We start from the raw sequence: 22,588 nt of genomic DNA, 5'->3' as shown, positions 1-22,588 counted from the left end.
ACACGGCCGCGCCGTCCGGGAACATCCTCTTTGTTGTATTGCAGACGCAAGGCAAGAGTGCCGCCGCTGGAGTGATTTTATTTCAGATATGGAGTGATCTTGATGCTCTTGTACCCAAGCTCCTTAAGCTGCGCTGGTGCGATATACAGCCGGCTTGCCGAATTGAAGCTGTTAACAGGTGTAAGAACCGTGTGATTGCTGCCGTTTGTGATTTTATAGATATAAGCCGCAGAAGGGTCGCCGGTTGCGCTAAGGTTCATGACTTCGACCTTCCAGCCGAGTGCCGCAGCAAGCGGCTTCACCGGTATCCACTCTTGTCCGCCCTTAGTGAATACGGTGGATACATCGACACTTTTTCCGTCCAGATTCAGGTTGTGTTCATAGGCTAAGGTGATCGGCATGTCCGTGACAGGCAAGTCTTTCAGCAGCATATCTTTAGGAAAAGCAACTTCGGGTCTGGAGGAAGGAGGAGCAGGGAACAAGGCTTCAAGCTCGCGGGTGTCCTTGACCAGCCGTGACGATCCGTCCTTCAGATTATAGATCCATGGGAGGCGCTTAGGCTCGTTTTTGACATATTGCAGCAGTCCCTTCGACAGGTTCAAGTTGTTCAAGGTCCCTTTCAGCAGCTCCTGCCGCTTCCCGGTGGACGGATCGTACGTACTGATCACATTCTGTTTGGCAGTCTCATTATATCCGCTCTCAAGCAGCGTATGCTGGTTGATCCACCGTGCACTGTAGTACCACTGAGTAGAATAATAGACGGAGACCTTGCCGGTCGCCGAGTTTCTCAGATACTGATCACCAAATTTGGCGACATAGCCCTCCGGCTGCCGTTCATAACGGGAACGCTCAAGAACACCCCAGCGGCCGTCAGGGGAGAAGGAGTATTCACTTTTGCGTACAATGGACTGGCTCTGCGTATCGTATACATAGGCTTGCTCCGGATCATCCATCCCCGTCAACTGTAAGTTCCCGCTGTCATACTTCCAGAAATGTTGAAAGGCCTCCGGCCATTTGGCATACGTTCCGTCCGGCTGCCGGGCAATGACGGCATTGATGAACTGGTTCCCGTCCAATTGGCTCACAGAATATAGCTGTACGTTGGAGCTTTTGCTGGTATAGGAATCGTATACCTCGATCTTCTCGGCTGCATGTGCTGTGAGCGGTGCTGCGAATGCCAGAAGCATTGATGCAGAGAGAACCATCCGTAAGGAGTGGTGCAGTGCTTTTCTCATATGAACTTCCATCCCTTCTGTGTAAATAACTGTAACTATAGACGGCCCTGAGGCAGGAAAAGTTTCGCTGGTCCTGCTTAATCACGATGAATTACAGAGGGGAAGAGTAAAAATAAGCCTTTTTTCCCATACTACCCTTATTCTTGCCGTAGGACAGCTTCACACCTGAGCTTAAGGAGGCCCCGCAGATGAACACTGATTCCCCGGCTCCAGCCGTCTATATCCAGCTTAAGAACCGGGTGACGGTGCCCAAGGGCAAGGGGGTGCTGCTGCGCGATGTCGCTTATCTGATCACTGATCAAGAGTGGCGGGAGCCGCTGTATACACTGCTTGTGCTTCAGCCGAAGGAGAGTGACGGCAATCTGATTCTGGTTGATCTGCTGACCGTCATTCCCCGGATTCAGGAAGTGTACCCTGATGCGGAGATCCAACCGATTGGCGAAGGCCGCACCATTGTACAGATTGAAGGTCCCTCTACGGCTGCTAAACCTTCTATAGCCCTGTTCGTGCTGGTCTGGCTGCTGCTGTTCTTCGGCTCGGCGCTGACGATTATGAATTTCCATGCCGATGTCAGCATGCTGGAGGTACAGATCCGGATTGTGGAGATGCTGACCGGCCGCAGGGACGAGCATCCTTATCTGTTTCAGATTGCCTATTCGCTGGGCATCGGGCTTGGGATGGTCATTTTTTTCAATCATTTGTTCAAAAAGAAATGGAATGAGGAGCCGACTCCCCTTGAGGTGGAAATGTTCCTGTATCAGAAGAATATCGATCAATATGTAATCAACGAGGAGTACCGCAAAATGAAACGCCGCAGTGACGAGGCACCCGGCAGCCGGGAGGGGGGCGCATGACGGCACCGTTGTCGCTCGGACTTCATCTGCTGCTCGGGATTGCCGGGGGAATCGCGGTGGGAGGCGGGGTGATTGCGCTATTCGTAGTGCTGGATATCATTCCCCGGCTGGCACAGCTCACCTCCTCCTATGACAAGGTTCACTGGTATGAGGGAGCGATGGTCGGCGGTTCCCTGCTGGGGACGGTGAGTGACTTCTGGAACTGGAAAATGGCGGCCGGTCCGCTAATTGAGCTGGGGGTCGGCCTGTTCAACGGCATATTCATCGGCATGCTGGCCGCGGCACTGACTGAGGTGCTCAATGTCCTGCCGATCCTGGCCAAACGTCTGCATATGACCCATCTGCTGCTTGGTCTCTTAATGGCGATGGTATGCGGCAAGGTGGCGGGCTCGTTGTTCGACTGGTTTGTCTATCAACAGTAAAGGGGGCTAGGGAGTGAGATATATTCACAGCGGTGATCCGGTAGAGACGGATAAAAAGAAAGACCGTTCTGCGGAGCAGAGCACGGAGCAGAAGTCACCGGAGCAAGCAGAGCAACCGGCAGCGTCCCAGAGTAGCAAGGGTCAGGAGCTGGGCGCGGTGACGGGGCAGCAGTCGCCAGAGCAGGAAGAGCAAGCGCCTGCGTCCCAGAGTAGCAAGGGGCAGGAGCTGGAGGCGTCAGCGGAGCTGGGCGCGGTGACACGCCCGATTGAGGGCGGGAAGGAGAGCCCTTCGGGCCTGGATGCTCCGTCCAATACCGGCGGGGAGGATAGCGGCGGTAAGAACGCAGCAGCTGGAGAAGGTGAGGATGACGGCGGTCAGAGTGCTGTGTCTGGGGATAATGAAGCAAGCGGTGATAAGAATGCTGCACCTGGAGACACTGGGGCTGTTAGCGGGAAAGATGCTGCGTCTGGAGAAAGTGTGGCTGAGGGCGCTCAGAGTGCTGCGGCTACAGATGATGAGTCCCGCACCGAGGACGATCCCGCATCCGGGGACGGAGACGATCAGGAATCGTCCGGCGGAGGGATCAAAGGGTTCTTCAGCAGTCTGTTCGGCGACGATGCCGGGCCGGAGGAGCAGGCCGGGGACGGCTCCGGCAATACGGATGGACCGAATCAGGAGATGGAAGCTGCGGATGAACTGGGTAAGTCCGGTCAGCCGGAGGAAGCGTCTGCGGAATCCGGGAAGGGAGACCAGGCAACTGACCAAACAAATGACCATTCGCAGCAGGACGCGCATTTTGCCGGAGATTCTGCCTCCGCCGGTTTTGCAGGCCCGGAATCAGCGGATGCTGAAGGAGCCGGTACAACCGAGCAGTCAGAAGCTGCGCAGGCAGGGACGGAACATTCAGTGACGGAACATTCAGGTGCGGATTCCGGCCTGGAAGATGGAGCCCATGAGGACGGCAGAGACAAGTCACAGGACATGGAAACCTCGGACGAACTGGGGGCGCAGACGCCGGATAAGAGCCATAAAGGCTTTTTTGCCAGATTATTTGGAGATGATGAAGAGTCTGAGGATCAGGAGGACAGTCAGGAAGCTGGTCAGCCACAGCAGCCGAAGCAGTCCGCACCTAAGCAGTCCGCCCCCAAGAAGGCCAAAGCCGGTCAGGGAGCGGATTCTGCAAGCAAGCCCAAGGACCCCATGCAGCAAAAAAGGGACAATGAACGCTCTGACTCCCTGGAGCAGTCGATTACGTATTGGCAAGGCAATGACAAGATCCCGCAATCACTTGCGGATGCCAAGAATACACTGACCGAGGTGCTTGGGCTGGGCTCATCCTTCGATATTGTGTTCAGGGAAATGTCCTTCGGCGGAAAACGCGCAGCACTGCTCTGCATCAGCGGCTTCGCCAAGGATACGATTATCGATGAAATTCTGAAGCGCCTGACCTATCTGACCCCTGAAAATGTATCGACCGATGTCGTCGCCAGCTTCATGAGTGAATATATTCCCCATGTTCAGGTGGAGAAAGGCGAGCTGTTCAGCGAGAGCATCAACAAAGTGTTATCCGGCATGAGTGCGTTCTTCATTGAAGGGGAATCACAGGCTATCATCATGGATACCCGTTCGTACCCTTCCCGAAGCCCGGATGAACCGTCGATTGAGCGGGTGGTCCGCGGAGCGCGCGACGGCTTCACAGAGACGCTGCTGAGCAATGTGGCCCTGGTGAGAAGGCGTATCCGCGACCCGGGGCTGAAGCTGGAGATGCACCAGATCGGACGGCGGACCCGGACGGATGTCTGTCTGGCCTACATTGATGACATCGTGGATAAGACCCAGGTGCAGGCTGTTACCGACAAGCTGAAAAGCGTCAATCTCGACGGCATTCCCCTGGCAGACAAGCAGCTGGAGGAGGCTATTGTCGGCGGCGGTTGGAACCCCTATCCGCTGGTCCGTTATTCGGAACGGCCGGATATTGTTGCCTCTCATCTGCTGGAGGGCCGGGTCGTTGTTTTTGTCGATACCTCACCGAGTGTCATGGTGCTGCCGACGACGTTTTTTGATCTTTGCCAGCATGCGGAAGAGAACCGCCAGACCCCTTTTATGGGGAGCTATCTGCGCTGGGTCCGCTTCATCGGGATCTTTGCGTCGATGTTCCTGCTCCCGCTGTGGATGCTGATGGTGCTTCATCCGGAGCTGAAGCCCGGCATGCTGGATTTCATCGGTCCGCAAAAATCAGCCAATCTCCCGCTTATTGCCCAGTTTCTGATCGTTGAGCTGGGGGTGGACCTGCTGCGGATGGCTGCGGTGCATACACCGACCCCGCTCGGCTCCGCGATGGGGCTGATCGCTGCCATTCTGGTCGGTGATATCGCCGTACAGACCGGGCTTTTTGTCAATGAAGTGGTGCTCTATATGGCGGTGGCCTCTATCGGGATGTTTGCAACGCCGAGCTACGAGCTGGGGCTGGCTAACCGGATTGTCCGGCTTGCACTGCTGCTGGCGGTAGCTGCTTATGGCATCCCCGGCTTCATGATCGGGACGACACTGCTGGTGGTGCTGCTAACCACACACCGTTCGTATAACTCTCCATACATGTGGCCGTTTATACCATTTAATGCAAAAGCTATGGCGGAGATCCTTCTGCGTCAGCCGGTGCTCAGCTCCAAAACAAGGCCATCCTTCAACAAAACAAGAGATAACACCAGGATGCCTGAGAATAAGGACGCCCCGCGCAAGTCGTAGGAAAATACAAATCAACTGCAAAAAAGTCCATTCAACGGTGTTCCCTCTGTCTGTTATACTGAGTATACTGAATAGCCCCGCAATAAGCCGGATTTGTATTCTGAGCATCTTTTACAGGAACGCATCGGGGCCCCAAATCATATACTAGACAGGGTGGATCGGATGATTCCACAGAAATTGGAGGACTGCGCAATGTTTTTACACGGGACGAGCCGAATCAATGATGCAGGGCATTTGGAGATCGGCGGATGTGATGTAACCGAATTGAAGGCGGAATATGGAACACCGCTATATATAGTGGACGAGCAATTGGTCCGCCGCCGCTGCCGCGAGTACATGGAGGCATTCACAGCTTCCGGTCTCGGGTTCCAGGTGGCTTATGCCAGCAAGGCGTTCTCGACGATGGCGATGTGCCGGCTTGCGGATGAGGAAGGATTGTCGCTGGATGTGGTCTCCGATGGAGAGCTGTATACTGCGCTGCAAGCCGGTTTCCCGGCGGAACGCATTCATTTCCACGGCAATAATAAGACACCGGATGAGATTGAGATGGCGATCGATGCTGGGATTGGCTGCTTTGTCGCCGATAATCTGGTGGAGCTCCGCCTGCTTCAGTCCATTGCCGCCCGCAGAGAAGTGACGGTTAATATTCTGCTGCGCGTGACGCCCGGGGTGGAAGCCCATGCCCATCATGCCTACGCTTCCACAGGACAGACCGACTCCAAATTCGGCTTCGATATCGGCAACGGTTCGGCCCGTGAAGCGGTTAGCCTGGCTGACAGCCTAACTAATCTGAATCTGCTCGGGGTGCATTCGCATATCGGGTCGCAGATTTTTGAGACCGAAGGCTTCCAGCTTGCTGTTGAACGTATCGCTGAGTTCACCCGTGCCGTCAAGGAAGAGCTGGGAATCAGCTTCCCTGTAGTCAACCTGGGCGGAGGCTTCGGAATCCGTTATGTGGACGGCGATACGCCGCTGCAGGTATCCGAATATGTCGCAGCCATCACAGATGCTGTGAAGACCCACTTCACCGGCATTAACGATTCACTGCCGCAGATCTGGGTGGAGCCGGGCCGCAGCATCGTAGGGGATGCCGGTACGACCCTGTACACAGTTGGAACCAGCAAGGAGATTCCGGGTGTGCGCAAATACGTAGCCGTTGACGGCGGCATGACCGATAATCCGCGTCCGGCCCTGTATGAATCCAAGTACGAAGCGCTGCTGGCAAGCCGTGCGACTGAGCCTAACGTGGAGAAGGTATCCATCGCCGGCAAATGCTGCGAGAGCGGCGATATGCTGATCTGGGACGTTGAGCTGCCTAAGGTGGAGAGCGGCGATCTGCTGGCTGTGGCCTGCACTGGTGCTTACAATTACTCCATGGCCAGCAACTACAACCGTATCCGCCGTCCGGCGGTGGTATTCGTGCAGAACGGGCAGAGCGATCTGGTAGTACGCCGTGAGTCCCATCAGGACATTGTTGCCAATGATATCGTGCCTGCACGGATTGCCAAACAGGCCGTTACGAAATAAGACTATACGGGTTGTGCTATAGCGGCAGGCGGGAAGACTTCCCGCTTGCTTTGCTTTGTGCCCCGTTTCATAGTAAACTAATAAACGTGTTCTACATTTGTCATTTCGAAAGGGGTCATTTACATATGGCTAAGCAAGCGAAAATTACACTCGAAAACGGCGGTGTTGTGCTGATCGACTTGTTCGATCAGGATGCGCCTAATACAGTAGCAAACTTTGAGAAGCTGGCTAAAGACGGCTTCTACAACGGATTGTTGTTCCACCGCGTGATTCCAGGCTTCGTAGCACAAGGCGGCTGCCCTAACGGTACAGGCACCGGCGGTCCTGGATACACCATCAACTGCGAGATCAACCCGAACAAGCACGAGCGCGGCTCCCTGGCTATGGCCCATGCCGGCAAGAACACAGGCGGAAGCCAGTTCTATATCGCTTATGCTCCACAGCCGCACCTGGACGGAGTACACACAGTATTCGGCAAAGTGGTTGAAGGCATGGATCTGGTTGACGCTTTCAAAGGCCGCGACAAGATGACGACCGTTGAAATTGTAGAAGCTTAATACAAGCACTCCATAGATGCTATAGGGGAGGATCTCCTCTTTATGGCATCGCCGAAGCACCCGGCTGGGTTATCCAGCCGGGTGCTTTTTGCCGTGCGGGGAATTGAACATAGCAGTTGGATTTCCTAGAAAGCTTCAAAACATCCGAAACAAAATACGTTTGTCTAACTAACATGCTCCTGAACTTGCAGAAAATCGGCTCGAGGCAGAAATGAGGGACACAAGTGCCCCTGAATCCGCAGAAAATCGGCGCGAGGCAGAAATGAAGGGCACTAATGCCCCTGAATCTCCCCCTCTGCATTTACCGGCCAAGTTTCCGGCTGGCTGCGGCGCGGCGGGCCATGTACAGCTCCGGCAGCTTGAAGAAGAGCAGGAACATCAGGAGGAAGATGACGAAGGCAAAGCCTTCTTCAACCAGCAGATAGTAGGGATAAGGGCCGAAATAGTCCAGTACCGAGAACGTGCTGGGCTTGTGCATCAGGAACATATAGTTGGAGTCCAGCAGTACATTGGCGGCGTATACACAAGCAGCGACAAGGTTCAGGCAGAGCATGGTGAAGAACAGCGAGCGCCAGGTGGGCTTATATCCTTCGACCCAGGTCATGTACAGAGACGCAAGTATGATCGACCCGTGGGCGATGAAGAAGAGCAGGAAGCGGAAATGAGGAAACGGATAGACCAGATTAGGCGTAAGCAGGGCGATGAATGCACCTCCGATTCCGGCAAAATACAGAAAGCTGTACAGCAGTCTGCTGCTCGTTAGCAGCATCACGATCGACAGGAGCAGGGTAATTCCGCATAGTTCCAGCGGCAGGGATGTACTGCGGCTCCAGCTGTGATGGGACAGATACCAGACATGCAGGCCGCCCTCGGAAGCAGCCAGCAGCAGGATCAGCAGCAGGCGTATACCTAACCGCAAGCCGGACCGGCTGCGCAGGGCGAAGCGGGAACCAAAGAGCGCCAAGCAGCATAAGGAAATAATAGCCAGGGCAACGAGATGGGAGACGGATAGCATGACGAAATCGCTGTCACGGGCACGGTCCCAGAATAAAGTTCGGTTCACTTGGAATCTCTCCTTGAGTCCGGAATTAAGAGTTGCATAATATTTTCTTTAATTTTAACCATTTCTGATTCTAAAGTTCTACTCTTAGGTGATATAAGTATATATCGTCTGTTGTGGGCAGAAAAGTCAGGTTTACTAGTTTATTTACATAAGATGGACTCTTAGCCCGTATACATAACGAAACTTCAGGTGGAGTGTGTCCTTACCGGTGCGTTCAGCAGCCATCTTTTTAGCAGGTATGTTTCAAATCATTCAATTGAAAGAACGGGGGCTTATGGGAAATGGTGAAAAAAAGAACAAGCCTGGCAGTGGTCCTGGTCATGTTGGTTGTGCAATTGGTCTCAGGGCTGGGCTTCACCAAACAGGCAACAGCGGCGGCTATTGAGCAGGACCGGGACATTATTACCAGTGTATCCATGGCGGTATATGGTCCGGATGGACAGACGGTGACAGGCAGTGTGTATGATGTGGATTCGACCGTTAAGCTGGACTATACCTGGTCGCTTCCTAACGGCCACGGCTATAGCCAGGGAGACAGCTTCACCTTCCAGCTTCCCGAGCAGTTCCAGCTCTTCAATGACATTCAGGGCGGACTGGAATCGGACGACGGGGCGGTAGGCACCTTCACAGTGAGCCAGGCTACGCATCAGGTAGTGATGACGTTCAACGATTATATCGAGAGTCATGCCAATGTGCAGGGAACCTTACGTATTAATACCCAATTTGACAAAAAAGTGATCAGCGGCAGCACCGTCCAGCAGATTCTGTTCCCGGTGAACGGGGGTGTCCAGACGGTTACGGTATCATTCAAGCCTACTGTAGGCTCGACAATTACCAAGAAGGGAATCTCCAGCGGCTTCAACGCGGATCATATTGATTGGACTGTTGATGTGAACAAAAGACTGGAGCCGGTAAGCGGCGCGGCTGTGACCGACCCGATTCCTGCCGGGCTGGCACTGGACAGTACGGTTACGCTTGCCGTCTATCAGCTGAATGTTCAGCTAGACGGCACAGTTACGCAAGGGCAGCTGATAGACAGCAGCAAATATACTGCCGGCGTCTCCGGCGGGACGCTGAAGCTTCAGTTCACAGACCCTGTGATAACAGGGGCATATCGTATCACTTATACCACGCAGGTAGTAAGCGACAACTTGTCCAGCTTCACCAACACGGCAACCTTCACAGGAGATGGACGTGACCCGGTAAGCGCTTCGGATACCGTGGACATTGAACGCGGAGGCAGCCTTAACAAAAAAGCCGTCCGTTATGACTGGGGCACCCAGACCATCAACTGGGCCATCGAATACAACTACAATAACCGGACGGTCTCCCCGGAGAACGCGGTGTTGACGGATGTGTTCAACAGCTCCCAGGTGCTCCTGGAGAACTCGGTGCGGATCTATCCGGTTACTCTGAATGCAGCCGGAGAAGCTACTAAGGGTACGGCTCTTAATGCAGGCAGTGATTACACAGTAACGCCAGTCAGCAGCGAATCCGGCAACGGATTCAGACTGGAGTTCAAGCATACAGTGAAATCGGCTTATCTGATCGAATATACGACCAAAGCTGCAGACCGCGTGTTCAAAGATACGAAGATCACGAACACTGTCTCTGACAGTACCTATAGCAGCAACGCTACTCAACTGATCCGGCCCATTATTATCTATAAGAATCTGTCCGGGGTGGATTACAACAAGCATACGACCGACTGGAAAATCACGTTCAATGGTGACAATTACCCAATGAACGAAGTGGTAGTTACAGACAGCTTCCCGCAGGGAGGACAGAAATACATCTCAGGTTCTCTGGTGGTCCGTACTCTATCCGGCACAGTGATCCCTTCATCGGCTTATACCCTGCTTGTGGATTCACCGGCTCAGCCTAATAAAGGCTTCCAGGTGAAGTTTAATGCACCGGTTACAGGTACTTATACCATTAGTTATCAGACGGAATTCAGCAATGACTGGCTTACCGGCAATACGAATGATTTCATCAACGTGGCCCGGATTGACTGGAAGGACAGCCAGAACAAGCCACAGTGGACCGAAGCCAGCGGGAAGTTCATTCCCAATTCCGAGGTGAAGAACAACGGGTTCAAATCGGGAGCCTATGATGCTTCTGCCAAAGAGCTGACCTGGACCGTAGGCGTTAATTACAACAGCAAATCCATTGCCGATCCTGTTGTGACGGATGTACTGGGTGACGGACAGTCCCTGGTGCCTGGCTCACTTAAGGTATACAAAATGAATATTGCCAAGAATGGGGACCATAGTCCTGGCGCTGAGGTGGACGGCAATGAGTTCAGCTATAGCGTGGGAAGCGGCAATGAGCTGAGGGTTGATTTTGGCAAAGCGATTAATTCGCCTTATTATATCGTGTTCAAGACCAGCCTGGCCGGACAGCTAATTGGAACTAAGGTAGCCAATACAGCGAATCTGCTGGATGGCACTAAGAAGGTCTCCAAGGATTTGAAGGCTACGGTAGATATCCCGCATGGGGACGAATATGTGTTCAAAGACGGTGCGCAGAATGGAGATAAGCTGAACTGGACCATTGCGATCAACCGTACCCAGTCCCATGTAAAAGATGCCGTAATCACCGATGTGCCAAGCACGAATCAGATCCTGCTGCCGGACAGCTTCCAGCTCTATCGTACGGTTACGGCCGTGAACGGCGAAGTGACGAAGAGCGGACCTGCACTTCAGAAGGATACGGATTACACCTTAACGATCAGCGCCGATGCACAGGGCAGGCAGTCCTTCGTCTTAAGCTTCCCTGGTGATATCCATTCCGCTTATGTGCTGGAATATCAGTCGCTGATCGTTGCGAACACTGGTGATAAGCTGGTCAACTCTGTAAGCTTCAGCGGTAATAACGTTAAGCTTATCACCAAGGAAACAACCAAGGAGATTATCGTGGGAGTATCCAGCGGTTCGGGAACAGGCAGCGGCGTCAGAGGGACGCTTAATGTCTTCAAGCTGGAAGCAGGTAATGTTGCCAAACCGCTTGCGGGAGCTACCTATGAGCTATACCGCCTGAACGGAAGCGACCGGGTGCTGGTGAATACCCGCACCACAGATGCAGCAGGCATCGCCGCGTTCAACAATCTGTGGCTGGGCAGCTATGTCCTGATTGAAACGGTTGCACCGCAAGGCTATGTGCTTGATTCCACGGAGCATCCGGTGACGATCGGCTCATCGGCCGTACTGAATCTTACCCTGTATAATAAGCTGGAGGAGCAGCCAACGCCGACAGTGACACCAACGCCGACAGTAACACCAACGCCGACAGTAACACCAACGCCGACTGTAACTCCGGTGCCAACCGAGACACCTGTAGAGACTACAGTTCCGACTACAGTGCCATCGCCAGCGCCTACAGATTCTACGGGGCCAGAGGCTACACCTGTTCCGACATCGCCTGGTGGAGGACCGGTATTTACTCCGGCACCAACACCAGCCGGCACATTCGAACCGGGAGTTATTATCGATGATTCGCAGATTCCTGCAGGACCAGGCTTGCCGGGAACGCCGCAGCCATCTGCACCGGTACCAACTGTGACTCCAGGACCGGCAGCGCCTGAAGTGGTGACGCCAATCGACGATAATATCCCGCTGGGCAATCCGGAAGTGGATATTGAAGACAATGCGGTTCCGCAGGGGACGGTCTCGGGTACGAATGACGGCAGCGGCAGACTGCCGCAGACCGGAGAGAACAGCCCGCTGCCGATCTACCTGACGGGTGCAGGCCTCATTCTGGGCGGCTTTATCCTCAGCCGGGTATTCCGCAGAACACGCAAGCAGGATTAGGCTGAATTAGAGCAGCAGGATAGGGTCACAGCAGGAGCTGTGCCAAAAGTAAATATTCCATAAGTGGCAACAAAACCTATATCTTCTTCGAAGCTGAATATGAAAAAAGGAGCGTTTCTCCCTTATTGGAGAAACGCTCCTTTGTGCTTCTGGTTATAAACTACATTTGCTCGTTTTGCTCACTTCTGATGAATTCAGGTGTACTTATGCACCTCATTCGCTCGTTTTGCTCAATTCGTGGGAATTCAGGGGTACTTATGCACTTCATTCGCTCGTTTTGCTCACTTCTGATGAATTCAGGTGTACTTTCGCACCTCATTCGCTCATGTGGGCTGCATTCCGTTAATTCAGAGTCAGTTGGACCATGCTAAATTTGAGCGTACTAAGATCGCTCTTTTGAGGTTAATGGGCTTTGAGCTTTTTAGAATATTAAGTATTTTGCATCCCGCTTAAACAGTGGAGCGGACGGACCGATTGTGTAAAAGCGGCAGCGGTCGCCTTGGTCTCCGGATTTTCACCGCTCAGGGGAATGAAAAAAATCTGGAGACCACAGCGATTGGAACAACGGTCCGTTTGCGGAGCGTCCATCCAAGTGCATACGTTAATCTTACTCCACTTATATATTTTTCTGCCTGCCTGTTGCTATACGTGTTGCTATAAATGCTATAATAATTTCAAATTCAAAGTTTCGGAGGGATGGTTCGTCATGTGGAAGGAATTCAAAAGCTTCGCTATGAAAGGCAATGTACTAGATCTGGCGGTGGCCGTAATCATTGGAGCGGCATTCGGCAAAATTGTTACCTCGCTGGTGGGAGATATCATTATGCCGCTTATCGGTCTGATCAGCGGTGGTATTGATCTGAAGGAACTTAGCTTTGGCATAGGAGATGTTGCGGTGAAATATGGTATGTTCCTCCAGACCGTAGTCGACTTTTTCATTATTTCCTTCTCCATCTTCATGGTGGTGAAGCTGAGTACCCGGTTCAGACGTAAGGAGACCGTCAAGGTTGAGGTTGTGGAGACACCTGCTCCGGCACCGGATGTGGTCCTGCTGACGGAAATCCGTGATCTGCTGAGAGCGGACAAGCAGCGTGAGACAGGCATTTGACAGGTATGATAGGGAATTAGGTTACATAAATATAGTAAATTTCCGAAGCACACTTGCATTTCCGGCAGTGAAGTGATAATTTTGTTGTAGGCGTAACTTGGTATTGAACTGAATAGATCAATCCTTCAGGGCAGGGTGTGATTCCCTACCGGCGGTGATGCTGTTGGAACTGGCTTATAATTGCCGCTTCTGATGCTTAGTCCGCTACCCGCTTCGTATGATATTGCTACGGACGGTGGACCCGGTGTAATTCCGGGACCGACAGTATAGTCTGGATGGAAGAAGGAGAGATTCACGCGCCGTGCTTACAACAGGCGGCCGAGCAGCAGTGTTTTCGGATATTATGTGCGAACTTTCACAATGATGGAGGTCCGGCGTTTATTTACGCATATATTCTTTGCTGCGATCACCTCTCGTATATCCCGTCTTGAACTCCTCCTGGAGATTGAGACGGGTTTTTCTGTTTATGGTTTGGTACACATGAAGAATACAGCCTTGGGATAGGAGGCAAGACATGGATAAGATGAATGATGAGTTTTACATGTCCCTTGCGCTGGATATGGCGGAGCGGGCACAGGGACAGACCGGAATTAATCCTGTGGTCGGCTGCGTAGTCGTGAAGGACGGCGCTATGATTGGGATTGGAACGCATCTGCAGCGCGGGACCGGACACGCCGAGGTGCATGCGCTCAATATGGCAGCCGGTAAAGCGCAAGGCAGTACAGCCTACGTTACGCTGGAGCCTTGCAGTCATTACGGCATTACGCCTCCATGCAGCCAGCGTCTGATCGACGAAGGGGTGGCCAGAGTAGTTGTCGCCTGTGAGGACCCCAATCCTCAGGTGGCAGGCCGGGGGATTGCGATGCTGCGCGAGCAGGGAATTGATGTTGAAGTAGGTCTGCTGCGGGGCCGGGCGCTGCGGCTGAACGAGAAGTTCATCAAGTATATTTTGACGAAGCAGCCGTTCGTAACTCTCAAGAGCGCCAGCACATTGGACGGCAAAATCGCCACCCGGACCGGAGACAGTAAGTGGATCTCGAATGCTGAGGCACGGGAGATTGTACATACCCTGCGTCATCGCCATCAGGGGATTATGGTCGGGGTGAATACGGTGATTGCCGATAACCCTTCGCTGACGACCAGACTGAATGTGCCCGGGCGGAATCCGCTGCGGATTATCATTGACTCCTCGCTGCGTCTTCCGCTGGAGAGCGCGGTGGTCAAGGATGGACTCGCGCCTACGGTGGTCGTAACGACAGAAGCAGCCGATCCTGACCGCAGAGCGGCGCTGCTGGCTGCAGGGGTACAGGTAATTGCTGCCGGGACTGGTCCCCGTGTGGATCTGAAGGCCGCTATGGCTGCGCTCGGTGAAATGGAGATTGGGTCTATTCTGCTGGAAGGCGGCGGGACGCTGAATGGAGCGATGCTTGCGGAAGGATTGGTTGACCGGGTGGTCCTCTTCTTCGCGCCCAAGATTGTCGGCGGCGGCGCGGAAGCAGCGGGGACCTTCGACTTCGGGGGTGTGGAGCTGATGCGTGATGCCATCCAGCTTGAAGGATTGGAAGTGGAAGTGCTCGGGGATAATGTGTGTATCAGCGGCACCCCGGTTCCTCAGCATTAACCGAACATTCAGGGAGGAGGGATGGTATGTTTACCGGTTTGATTGAAGAGGTAGGAGTTCTGCGCAGCGTTACCAGCGGCGGGGAAATGATGGTGCTGAACATCGGCGCCTCGCTCATCATGGGAGATCTCAAGATCGGCGACAGTGTGGCGGTCAATGGAGTCTGTCTCACGGCAACCTCGCTCGGGGACCATCATTTCACCGTTGACGTGATGCCCGAGACCTACCGCAACAGTACGCTCAAGGAGCTGCGCACCGGGTCCAAAATGAATCTGGAACGCGCCATGGCTGCCGGAGGACGCTTCGGAGGGCATATTGTCCAAGGACATGTGGATGGAACCGGTGAGATTCGCAGCGTCAGGCGCGATCAGAATGCAGTAGTGTTCGAGATTGCCCCGGACCGCAAATCTCTGTTCAAATTCATCATTCCCAAAGGCTCCATTACGATAGACGGCATCAGCCTTACGGTTGTGAAGACGGAAGCCGCAACCTTCACCGTATCGATTATCCCGCACACGCTGGGAGAGACGGTGCTGGCCCACAAGCGGGCGGGAGACCGGGTGAATATCGAATGTGATGTGCTCGGTAAATACGTGGACCATCTGCTCCATTACGGTTCGCGCGCGGGCAATGAAGAGGATGGAGGAAGCTCGAAGATCAGCCATGATTTTTTGGCGGCCAACGGGTTCGTATAATCTATAGATCAGGCATGCGGCAGGCCGTCAGGCAAGCGCATAGCCATTAGGAGGACAGTAGTATGAGCCAGCAAGCTGATAAAGACAGTGTTCTAGACCCGATTGAAGATGCGATTTATGACTTAATGCGCGGTAAGGTCGTTATCGTTGTAGATGATGAGGACCGCGAGAATGAGGGAGACTTCGTTGCTCTGGCGGAACGGGCTACTCCGGAAGTCATTAACTTCATGATTACCGAAGGACGCGGCCTGGTCTGCGTACCGATCACAGCGGAGCGTGCAGAGGAGCTGGACCTGCACCCGATGGTATCCCAGAATACCGATAACCATGGTACGGCGTTCACGGTATCCATTGACCACGCGGATACGACGACCGGCATCTCGGCCGGTGAACGCTCCCAGACGATAAAGGCCATGCTGGACCCCAAGGCCAAGCCGGCCGACTTCCGCAGACCGGGGCATATGTTCCCGCTGATCGCCAAGAAGGGCGGAGTCCTGCGGCGTTCCGGGCATACGGAGGCTGCTGTCGATCTGGCCCGCATGTGCGGGGCTTACCCGGCAGGCGTCATCTGTGAAGTGGTGAAGGTGGATGGTACTATGGCCCGCCTGCCTGATTTGATTGAAATCTCGAAGAAGCATGATCTTAAGCTGATCAGCATCAAGGACCTTATTCACTACCGTAATGAGAAGGAGCATCTGGTTACCCGTGAGGTAGCGGTGAATCTGCCGACGGATTTCGGTGATTTTCAGACCATCGCTTATACGAATGAGGTAGACGACAAGGAGCATGTTGCCCTGGTTAAAGGCGATATCTCCGGGGATGAGCCGGTGCTCGTGCGTGTGCATTCCGAGTGCCTGACCGGCGATGTGTTCCATTCGCACCGCTGCGACTGCGGTCCGCAGTTCGAAGCGGCGCTGCGCCAGATTGAAGAAGCCGGCCGGGGCGTTCTCCTCTATATGCGTCAGGAGGGCCGGGGCATTGGCTTGATTAACAAGCTGCGCGCCTATAAGCTGCAGGAAGAAGGGCTGGATACTGTGGATGCCAACCTGAAGCTGGGCTTCGCGGCGGATCTGCGGGATTATGGTATCGGGGCACAGATACTTAAGGATCTCGGCATCCGCCAGATCCGGCTGCTGACCAACAATCCGCGCAAGATCAAGGGGCTGGAAGGCTACGGACTTGAGGTGGTGGAGCGCGTAGCGATCCAGATGCCGGAGAATAAGGACAATACCAATTATCTTCATACCAAGCAGGCGAAGCTTGGGCATCTGCTGAATTTTGACAAGATCGAACAGAATGAGAATACCAAAATTTAATCATAGATTACCTATCCTATACACGAAGGGTTGATGAGTAGCATGCCGAATTATTTTGAAGGACATTTAGTATCTGAGGGCTTGAAATATGGGGTGGTTGTAGGACGTTTCAATGAGTTCATTACCAGCAAGCTGCTCTCCGGGGCACTTGATGCCTTCAAGCGCCATGGCGTTGCCGATGATGAAGTGGATGTGGCCTGGGTACCGGGCGTATTCGAAATTCCGCTGATCGCCCAGAAAATGGCCGAAAGCGGCAAATACGACGCCGTCATCACGCTGGGCACAGTCATTCGCGGATCTACAACGCACTATGATTATGTGTGCAACGAGGTGGCTAAGGGTGTAGCAGCGATTAATCTTAAGACCGGTGTTCCTACTATTTTCGGTGTGGTTACAACGGAGAATATTGAACAGGCCATTGAGCGTTCCGGGACTAAAGCCGGCAATAAAGGCTGGGATGCAGCGACTGCCGCGATTGAGATGGCTAACCTGAATAAGCTGTTCAAATAAACCACCTCTTGACGAAAGAGCGTAAATCGTGCTTATTTATAGGTATGAGAAGAAAGCATGAATATAGATCTTTCTACTTGTGTAGCGTCCTTGCGGCGCTGCACTTTACTTTTTTTGGGCTGGAGGAAACCGCGTGACTGTATTGTACAAGCTGGAGACGTTCGAAGGTCCGCTCGATCTGCTCTTGCATCTGATTGACAAGGCGGAAATCGACATCCAGGACATTCCGGTCAGCGAGATCACCGAGCAGTATATGGAATTCCTACAGGGAATGAAGGAGCTGGAGCTGGATATCACGAGTGAATTTCTGGTGATGGCTGCCACTCTCCTGTCGATTAAGAGCAAAATGCTGCTGCCGAAGCCGCCCGTCATTGAAATCGAGGACTTCGATTATTATGAGGATGACGGCTATGATCCGCGCGCGGAGCTGGTGCAGCGACTGATTGAATACCGTAAGTTCAAGAGCATCGCGGTGCAGCTGCTGGATATGGAGAGCGAGCGCAGCCTGATTTTTACGAAGGAGCCGGAGGATCTTGGCCCCTTCGTCCCTGCGCAGGCGGACAATACACTGAAGGGTCTGCATACCGCCGATCTGATCGCTGCGTTCCGCAAGGCGCTAAGCAAGGCTGCCCGGCGCACCTCATACCAGCGGATTACCAGGGATGAGATCTCGGTCAAAGACCGGATTCGTGATGTATCCGAAGCGCTCCAGCGCAAAGGGATCGGCGGCAGAATGCGGTTCTCGTCCCTGCTGCATGAGGAGATGGACCGGCATGAGATTGTCACCACCTTCCTGGCGATTCTGGAGCTGATGAAGATGAAGGCCATTTATTGCTACCAGGAGAAATTATTTGAGGATATTGTTATGGAGTGGAGAGGAGGAGAGGATGTCAGTGGACTACAACACGCTGAAATCGATTATTGAAGGCCTGCTGTTTCTCTCAGGGGATGAAGGCCTGTCGGTCCGGCAGATTGCCGAGATTACCGAGCAGCGGCCCGATCTGGCGACAAGAGCGCTGGATGATTTAAAAGAAGACTACCACTCGCAGAGCCGGGGTCTTCAGGTGGTCCAGATTGCCGGGAATTACCGGCTGGCGACACTCCCGGAGCATGCGCAGTATTTCGAGCGATTGGCTTATTCGCCCTCCAGATCCTCCCTGTCCCAGGCGGCGCTGGAGACACTCGCGATTGTGGCTTACCGCCAGCCGATCACGAGAGTGGAGATCGAGGAGATCCGGGGCGTCAAATCCGAGCGGGCCATCCACACGCTGGGCAACAAGGATCTGATCCACGAGGTGGGCCGGGCGGAGGCTGTCGGGCGTCCGATTCTGTATGGCACCACCAAGTCCTTCCTGGACAGCTTCGGGCTGGCCAGCCTGAAGGAGCTGCCGGAGCCGTCGAGCTTCGACACTTCGGAGGGACTGGAAGAGGAGACCCAACTGCTGTTCAGCAAGCTGGACAGCCAGATGACCTTCGATGAGGTCGAATAACCGCAGCATATTGCCGCTGTTCATAGTGATGCCGTTGTCCCTGCCGGGGCAGCGGCATTTTTTTCGCAAATAATAGAGATGTTAGCGAAATCACCGAATGTTATCCAGCCGTAATTGCCATACTAATCCAGAGGCTCCATGTTTATTATTCTAAAGTCTGCTTGGAGGTTAACCGTGTGACGTTATGGCTGGCAATACCTTTAATCCTGCTGCTGCTCGTTGTTCTGCTGTTCCTGCTGGTTCTGGCGTCATCGATTCATTTTCACTTTCGTGTACGAAGACTGGGGAAGGATGACCGCATCGAATTCGACATCAAAGCTGTATATGGCCTCGTTAAAATTCATTATGAGGTGCCTGCGCTGGTCTTCCAGAGCCTCGAACAGGGAATTAAGCTCAAGGTGGAGAAAAGCGGAATCGCACCGGTGAAGCTGGATAGCGAGAAGGAAGGGCAGGTCGATAAGGAATCTGTGACGCAATGGCTAAAGAATGTACGTACTGCGTTACATGCCACCCGCGGATTGAAAAAATGGCTGAAAGACACCCTGTCCCATATTCAGATCACCAAGCTGGACTGGTCCACGGACTTCTCTCTGGGGGAGGCTGCAACGACCGCCACGGCGGTAGGGGCCTTATGGGGACTGAAGTGGACGATGATCGGCGTGCTCTCCCGCATGGTCAGACTGGTGCATAAGCCGGGAATATTTGTGGCTCCTGTCTTCCGGGATCAGCCTTCTTTTGCAACGGAAGCCGTCTGCAGCGGCAAGCTGTCCGCCGGATATGCGCTCTATGCAGGGCTTCTGCTGCTGCGCCGAGTGTCGAAGGTGGAAGGCGGTCTGGGCCGGTGGAAGAAATTGCTCAGACGTGAACGCTCCTAAATAATCTACATACTCCAATCTATAGTGGGCAAGATAAATACTGCAGGTACATTTATATACACTCGAGGAGGAGACAAACAATGTCAGATCATCCGATTCAAGGTCTCATGCAGACCGCAATGGAGAATATTAAAGGCATGGTTGATGTAAATACAATTGTCGGAGATCCGGTTGAAACGCCCGATGGCACCGTCATTCTGCCAATTAGCAAGGTGACGTTCGGTTTCGCAGCAGGCGGCAGTGACTTCAGGGTGGAGGATGATGGTCCGGGCGTGAACAGCAGCGGGTCCGGCGTCAAAATGCTTCCCTTCGGGGGCGGCAGCGGGGGCGGTGTGTCTATTCGTCCGATTGCTTTTCTAGTCGTTGGCAGGGAAGGGGTACATATTGTGCCGCTGGATAATCAGACTCATCTGTTCGAGAAAATTATTGATGCCACGCCTAACCTGCTCGACAAAATTCAGAATATGTTCCAGCCCGGCATGGTTCCCGAAGCTTCGGACATTCCCGGCTCCAAGGTAACCAAAACCGTTGTAGAGACCGGGTCCGGCTCGTCTGACCATTCGTCAACACATTAGGGTACAGCGAACTCAAGAAAAGTATGGATGGTCAGGGATATCACCTTAGAAGGTGGTATCCCTTTTTTGCCGGATGATAGAGGATAGGACATACCTGCCCCATGCCCCGCATACACTTGTACAACCAGGCAAGACTGATGAACCGTTGCGTAAGGAACGGATAAGAAGCCGGAGGATGAACATGAAGACATTAACCCGAAAATCTATGCTGTCCTTACTGTTATGTGCGCTGCTGCTTGCGCTGGTGCCGGTGTCTGCCATCCGGGCGGAGAACCTTTCGATTTCCACGCACGCGAGGGCGGCTGCGCTAATTGATGTGACATCCGGAAGAATTCTGTACAGCAGCCGCGGGGATGAACCGATGCTGATTGCCAGTCTGACCAAAATTATGACCGCCCTTGTGGCGATAGAGAACGGCGATATTACGTCGAAGGTCAAGGTCGGCAAAAATGCTTTTGCCAAGGAGGGCTCCTCCCTGTACCTGAAGCTGGGCGAGGAAATGACGCTGAAGGATATGCTGTACGGACTGATGCTGCGCTCCGGCAATGATGCGGCAACGGCAATCGCCGAGCATGTCGGCGGTTCGGAGCAGGGGTTCGTCTACCTGATGAACGCCAAGGCGCAGGAGCTGAATTTGAAAAATACGCATTTTGCCAATCCGCACGGATTAGATGCAGAAGGCCACTTTTCCAGTGCAAATGATCTGGCCATATTGACTGCCTATGCAATGCATAATCCGGTGTTCAAGGAGATCGTAGCCACCAAAGAGAAGACAGCGGACAATCCCTATGAGAAGTGGGACTATAAATGGAGCAACAAGAATAAGATGCTGCGCCTCTACGAAGGAGCGGACGGGGTCAAGACGGGGTATACCAAAAAAGCGCTGCGCTGCCTGGTAAGCTCCGCTACAAGGGACGGGCAGCAGCTCGTGGCCGTTACGCTGAACGACGGCAATGACTGGAACGACCATGCCTCGCTGCTGGACTTCGGCTTCAACCACTATCCGCTGAAGACGCTGGTTGAGCGGGGCGAGGCCGTCAAAGGCTACAGTCTGGTGACCGGCAAGGCCTTCGCCTATCCGCTGGGTCAGGGGGAGGAAGCAAGGCTCGTCAACAAGCTGGTGCTTAGTGCAGATCCGCAGACTTCTGCGAATGGCAATGCTGCGGGTACGGGGAGTGCAGGTGCTGGTTCCAGTGTAAGTGCGGGTGCGGGCAGGGCAGGTGTAAATGCCAGCGGGAGTGAGGGCGATGTTAACTTCGGGCTCAGAGGAGTGATTATTTTACGGCTGGGGGATCAGGAGATCGGGCGGGTTCCGGTGTACACGCCTGGTCAGCTCCCGCCGGAGACCTCGCCGTATGTGAAAAAATATAACGCTGCGAGTGCCTCCGCCTACCCGGCGGGCAACTGGCTGCAGGCCTTCGGCAGTGCGCTGCGGGCGCTGTTTCACACGGGGGAATAGCGAAAGCATTCGGTAAGATAGAGTATAAAAAATGAAGCGGGGGAGGGGATACCCATGTTAAATGGAATCTGGCTGGGGATGATTCTGATCGGGTTTGGCTTTGCGGCAGTTAACGGAAGGATGAATGAATTCACCGCCGCTGTATTCGATGGTGCGAAGAGCGGGGTGACTGTCAGCTTCGGGCTGATCAGTGTGCTGGTGTTCTGGCTGGGCATTATGCGGATTGCGGAGGATGCCGACCTGCTGAAGAAAATCTCCAGAGTGCTGGGTCCGGTAGTCTCCTTTCTGTTCCCGGATGTGCCCAAAGGGCACCCCGCCATCGGCTACATTCTCTCCAATATGAGCGCCAACCTGCTGGGTCTGGGGAATGCGGCCACTCCGATGGGCATTAAGGCGATGCAGGAGCTGCAGACACTGAACCCGGATAAGGAGACCGCAACGCCGGCCATGTGTACCCTGCTTGCGCTGAATACCGCCAGCATCACCCTGATTCCGGCGACCCTGATTGCGATCCGGCTGAATTACGGATCGGCGGACCCGGCGGCCATAGTCGGAACCACTCTGGCCGCGACGGCGGTGGCGACCCTGGCGGCGATTGCTGCGGACAGGCTGTTCCGCCGCCTGACTCTGCTCCGCAGGCCGCCCGGACCGCCGCCGGTCCTCAACACCGGGACAGGCCCGGCGAACGGGAGCGGGGCACTCCCACAATCTTCGGTGAAAGGGTGA

18 protein-coding genes, 1 pseudogene and 1 riboswitch are annotated in these 22,588 nt (G+C 53.9%); of the genes and pseudogenes, 17 read left to right on the top strand and 2 right to left on the bottom strand.

Annotation, left to right across the window (positions count from 1 at the left end; all coding sequences use genetic code 11):
• Nucleotides 1-77 precede the first annotated feature (77 nt).
• Nucleotides 78-1,235: a hypothetical protein gene (locus NSS83_RS07915; RefSeq protein WP_341184922.1), complete on the bottom strand. Its 1,158-nt coding sequence runs from the start codon at nt 1,233-1,235 to the stop codon at nt 78-80.
• A gap of 188 nt (nt 1,236-1,423) precedes the next feature.
• Here NSS83_RS07915 and NSS83_RS07910 point away from each other — a divergent pair, with 188 nt between their 5' ends.
• The 5 genes and pseudogenes from NSS83_RS07910 to NSS83_RS07890 all read left to right on the top strand — a co-directional run bounded on the left by NSS83_RS07910 (nt 1,424) and on the right by NSS83_RS07890 (nt 7,341).
• Nucleotides 1,424-2,089 carry a stage V sporulation protein AA gene (locus tag NSS83_RS07910; RefSeq protein ID WP_341184923.1) on the top strand — a complete coding sequence of 222 codons (666 nt, stop codon included), beginning with the start codon at nt 1,424-1,426 and terminating at the stop codon, nt 2,087-2,089.
• A complete protein-coding gene (locus NSS83_RS07905; protein ID WP_339249408.1) occupies nt 2,086-2,511 on the top strand; it encodes a stage V sporulation protein AB in 426 nt (141 codons plus the stop codon). The genes NSS83_RS07910 and NSS83_RS07905 overlap by 4 nt, the downstream gene beginning before the upstream one ends.
• Before the next feature lie 1,201 nt (nt 2,512-3,712).
• Nucleotides 3,713-5,257, top strand: a pseudogene (locus tag NSS83_RS07900) (spore germination protein); the annotation flags it as partial.
• A 192-nt stretch (nt 5,258-5,449) separates the two neighbouring features.
• Entirely contained in the window at nt 5,450-6,784 is a 1,335-nt protein-coding gene (gene lysA / locus NSS83_RS07895) for a diaminopimelate decarboxylase (protein ID WP_341184924.1), read from the top strand.
• 125 nt (nt 6,785-6,909) lie between these two features.
• Nucleotides 6,910-7,341, top strand: coding sequence for a peptidylprolyl isomerase (locus tag NSS83_RS07890; RefSeq protein WP_036727386.1), 432 nt, complete (start codon nt 6,910-6,912; stop codon nt 7,339-7,341).
• A gap of 301 nt (nt 7,342-7,642) precedes the next feature.
• Here NSS83_RS07890 and NSS83_RS07885 read toward each other — a convergent pair whose 3' ends face one another.
• Nucleotides 7,643-8,404, bottom strand: a complete 762-nt coding sequence (locus NSS83_RS07885) for a TIGR02206 family membrane protein (protein WP_341184925.1) — start codon at nt 8,402-8,404, stop codon at nt 7,643-7,645.
• A 281-nt stretch (nt 8,405-8,685) separates the two neighbouring features.
• Between NSS83_RS07885 and NSS83_RS07880 the strand changes: the two genes are divergently transcribed.
• The 12 genes from NSS83_RS07880 (at nt 8,686) to NSS83_RS07825 (ending at nt 22,588) form a co-directional block, all read left to right on the top strand.
• The gene (locus NSS83_RS07880; RefSeq protein ID WP_341347996.1) at nt 8,686-12,213 is read left to right on the top strand and encodes a collagen binding domain-containing protein; all 3,528 of its coding nucleotides are present in this window, start codon (nt 8,686-8,688) and stop codon (nt 12,211-12,213) included.
• Between the two features lie 706 nt (nt 12,214-12,919).
• The gene (gene mscL / locus NSS83_RS07875; RefSeq protein WP_341184927.1) at nt 12,920-13,321 is read left to right on the top strand and encodes a large conductance mechanosensitive channel protein MscL; all 402 of its coding nucleotides are present in this window, start codon (nt 12,920-12,922) and stop codon (nt 13,319-13,321) included.
• A 117-nt stretch (nt 13,322-13,438) separates the two neighbouring features.
• Nucleotides 13,439-13,612, top strand: a riboswitch (FMN riboswitch).
• Nucleotides 13,613-13,835: 223 nt separating this feature from the next.
• Nucleotides 13,836-14,942: a bifunctional diaminohydroxyphosphoribosylaminopyrimidine deaminase/5-amino-6-(5-phosphoribosylamino)uracil reductase RibD gene (gene ribD, locus NSS83_RS07870; RefSeq protein WP_341184928.1), complete on the top strand. Its 1,107-nt coding sequence runs from the start codon at nt 13,836-13,838 to the stop codon at nt 14,940-14,942.
• Between the two features lie 26 nt (nt 14,943-14,968).
• Entirely contained in the window at nt 14,969-15,637 is a 669-nt protein-coding gene (gene ribE / locus NSS83_RS07865) for a riboflavin synthase (RefSeq protein WP_340939598.1), read from the top strand.
• Nucleotides 15,638-15,699: 62 nt separating this feature from the next.
• Nucleotides 15,700-16,953 (top strand): bifunctional 3,4-dihydroxy-2-butanone-4-phosphate synthase/GTP cyclohydrolase II, encoded by a 1,254-nt coding sequence (locus tag NSS83_RS07860; protein WP_341184929.1) that lies wholly within the window; start codon nt 15,700-15,702, stop codon nt 16,951-16,953.
• 42 nt (nt 16,954-16,995) lie between these two features.
• On the top strand, nt 16,996-17,463 hold the full coding sequence (ribE, locus tag NSS83_RS07855; RefSeq protein WP_036727378.1) for a 6,7-dimethyl-8-ribityllumazine synthase: 468 nt from the start codon (nt 16,996-16,998) through the stop codon (nt 17,461-17,463).
• A gap of 133 nt (nt 17,464-17,596) precedes the next feature.
• Nucleotides 17,597-18,388, top strand: coding sequence for a segregation/condensation protein A (locus tag NSS83_RS07850; protein WP_341347995.1), 792 nt, complete (start codon nt 17,597-17,599; stop codon nt 18,386-18,388).
• On the top strand, nt 18,357-18,953 hold the full coding sequence (gene scpB / locus NSS83_RS07845) for an SMC-Scp complex subunit ScpB (protein ID WP_036698207.1): 597 nt from the start codon (nt 18,357-18,359) through the stop codon (nt 18,951-18,953). The genes NSS83_RS07850 and scpB overlap by 32 nt, the downstream gene beginning before the upstream one ends.
• Nucleotides 18,954-19,129: 176 nt before the next feature.
• Nucleotides 19,130-19,828: a DUF2953 domain-containing protein gene (locus NSS83_RS07840; protein WP_341184931.1), complete on the top strand. Its 699-nt coding sequence runs from the start codon at nt 19,130-19,132 to the stop codon at nt 19,826-19,828.
• An 80-nt stretch (nt 19,829-19,908) separates the two neighbouring features.
• Nucleotides 19,909-20,403, top strand: coding sequence for a GerW family sporulation protein (gene ytfJ, locus NSS83_RS07835; RefSeq protein WP_076079149.1), 495 nt, complete (start codon nt 19,909-19,911; stop codon nt 20,401-20,403).
• Nucleotides 20,404-20,578: 175 nt separating this feature from the next.
• Nucleotides 20,579-21,862, top strand: coding sequence for a D-alanyl-D-alanine carboxypeptidase family protein (locus tag NSS83_RS07830; RefSeq protein WP_341347994.1), 1,284 nt, complete (start codon nt 20,579-20,581; stop codon nt 21,860-21,862).
• 54 nt (nt 21,863-21,916) lie between these two features.
• Nucleotides 21,917-22,588 (top strand): nucleoside recognition domain-containing protein, encoded by a 672-nt coding sequence (locus NSS83_RS07825; protein ID WP_076162260.1) that lies wholly within the window; start codon nt 21,917-21,919, stop codon nt 22,586-22,588.

The sequence above is a fragment of the Paenibacillus sp. FSL H3-0469 genome, from assembly GCF_038051945.1.
GTDB lineage: Bacteria > Bacillota > Bacilli > Paenibacillales > Paenibacillaceae > Paenibacillus_AQ.
Note: the sequence above shows the minus strand (reverse complement) of the source record. Positions and strands in the feature narration are given on the sequence as shown.

Excerpts from the sequence above, each read along its gene's own strand:
- NSS83_RS07880 (WP_341347996.1), top strand. The coding sequence starts at position 8,686 with ATGGTGAAAAAAAGAACAAGCCTGGCAGTGGTCCTGGTCATGTTGGTT.
- NSS83_RS07860 (WP_341184929.1), top strand. The coding sequence starts at position 15,700 with ATGAGCCAGCAAGCTGATAAAGACAGTGTTCTAGACCCGATTGAAGAT.
- lysA (WP_341184924.1), top strand. The coding sequence starts at position 5,450 with ATGTTTTTACACGGGACGAGCCGAATCAATGATGCAGGGCATTTGGAG.
- NSS83_RS07905 (WP_339249408.1), top strand. The coding sequence starts at position 2,086 with ATGACGGCACCGTTGTCGCTCGGACTTCATCTGCTGCTCGGGATTGCC.
- ytfJ (WP_076079149.1), top strand. The coding sequence starts at position 19,909 with ATGTCAGATCATCCGATTCAAGGTCTCATGCAGACCGCAATGGAGAAT.
- mscL (WP_341184927.1), top strand. The coding sequence starts at position 12,920 with ATGTGGAAGGAATTCAAAAGCTTCGCTATGAAAGGCAATGTACTAGAT.
- NSS83_RS07915 (WP_341184922.1), bottom strand. The coding sequence starts at position 1,235 with ATGAGAAAAGCACTGCACCACTCCTTACGGATGGTTCTCTCTGCATCA.
- NSS83_RS07890 (WP_036727386.1), top strand. The coding sequence starts at position 6,910 with ATGGCTAAGCAAGCGAAAATTACACTCGAAAACGGCGGTGTTGTGCTG.
- ribE (WP_340939598.1), top strand. The coding sequence starts at position 14,969 with ATGTTTACCGGTTTGATTGAAGAGGTAGGAGTTCTGCGCAGCGTTACC.
- NSS83_RS07830 (WP_341347994.1), top strand. The coding sequence starts at position 20,579 with ATGAACATGAAGACATTAACCCGAAAATCTATGCTGTCCTTACTGTTA.
- ribD (WP_341184928.1), top strand. The coding sequence starts at position 13,836 with ATGGATAAGATGAATGATGAGTTTTACATGTCCCTTGCGCTGGATATG.
- NSS83_RS07910 (WP_341184923.1), top strand. The coding sequence starts at position 1,424 with ATGAACACTGATTCCCCGGCTCCAGCCGTCTATATCCAGCTTAAGAAC.
- ribE (WP_036727378.1), top strand. The coding sequence starts at position 16,996 with ATGCCGAATTATTTTGAAGGACATTTAGTATCTGAGGGCTTGAAATAT.
- NSS83_RS07825 (WP_076162260.1), top strand. The coding sequence starts at position 21,917 with ATGTTAAATGGAATCTGGCTGGGGATGATTCTGATCGGGTTTGGCTTT.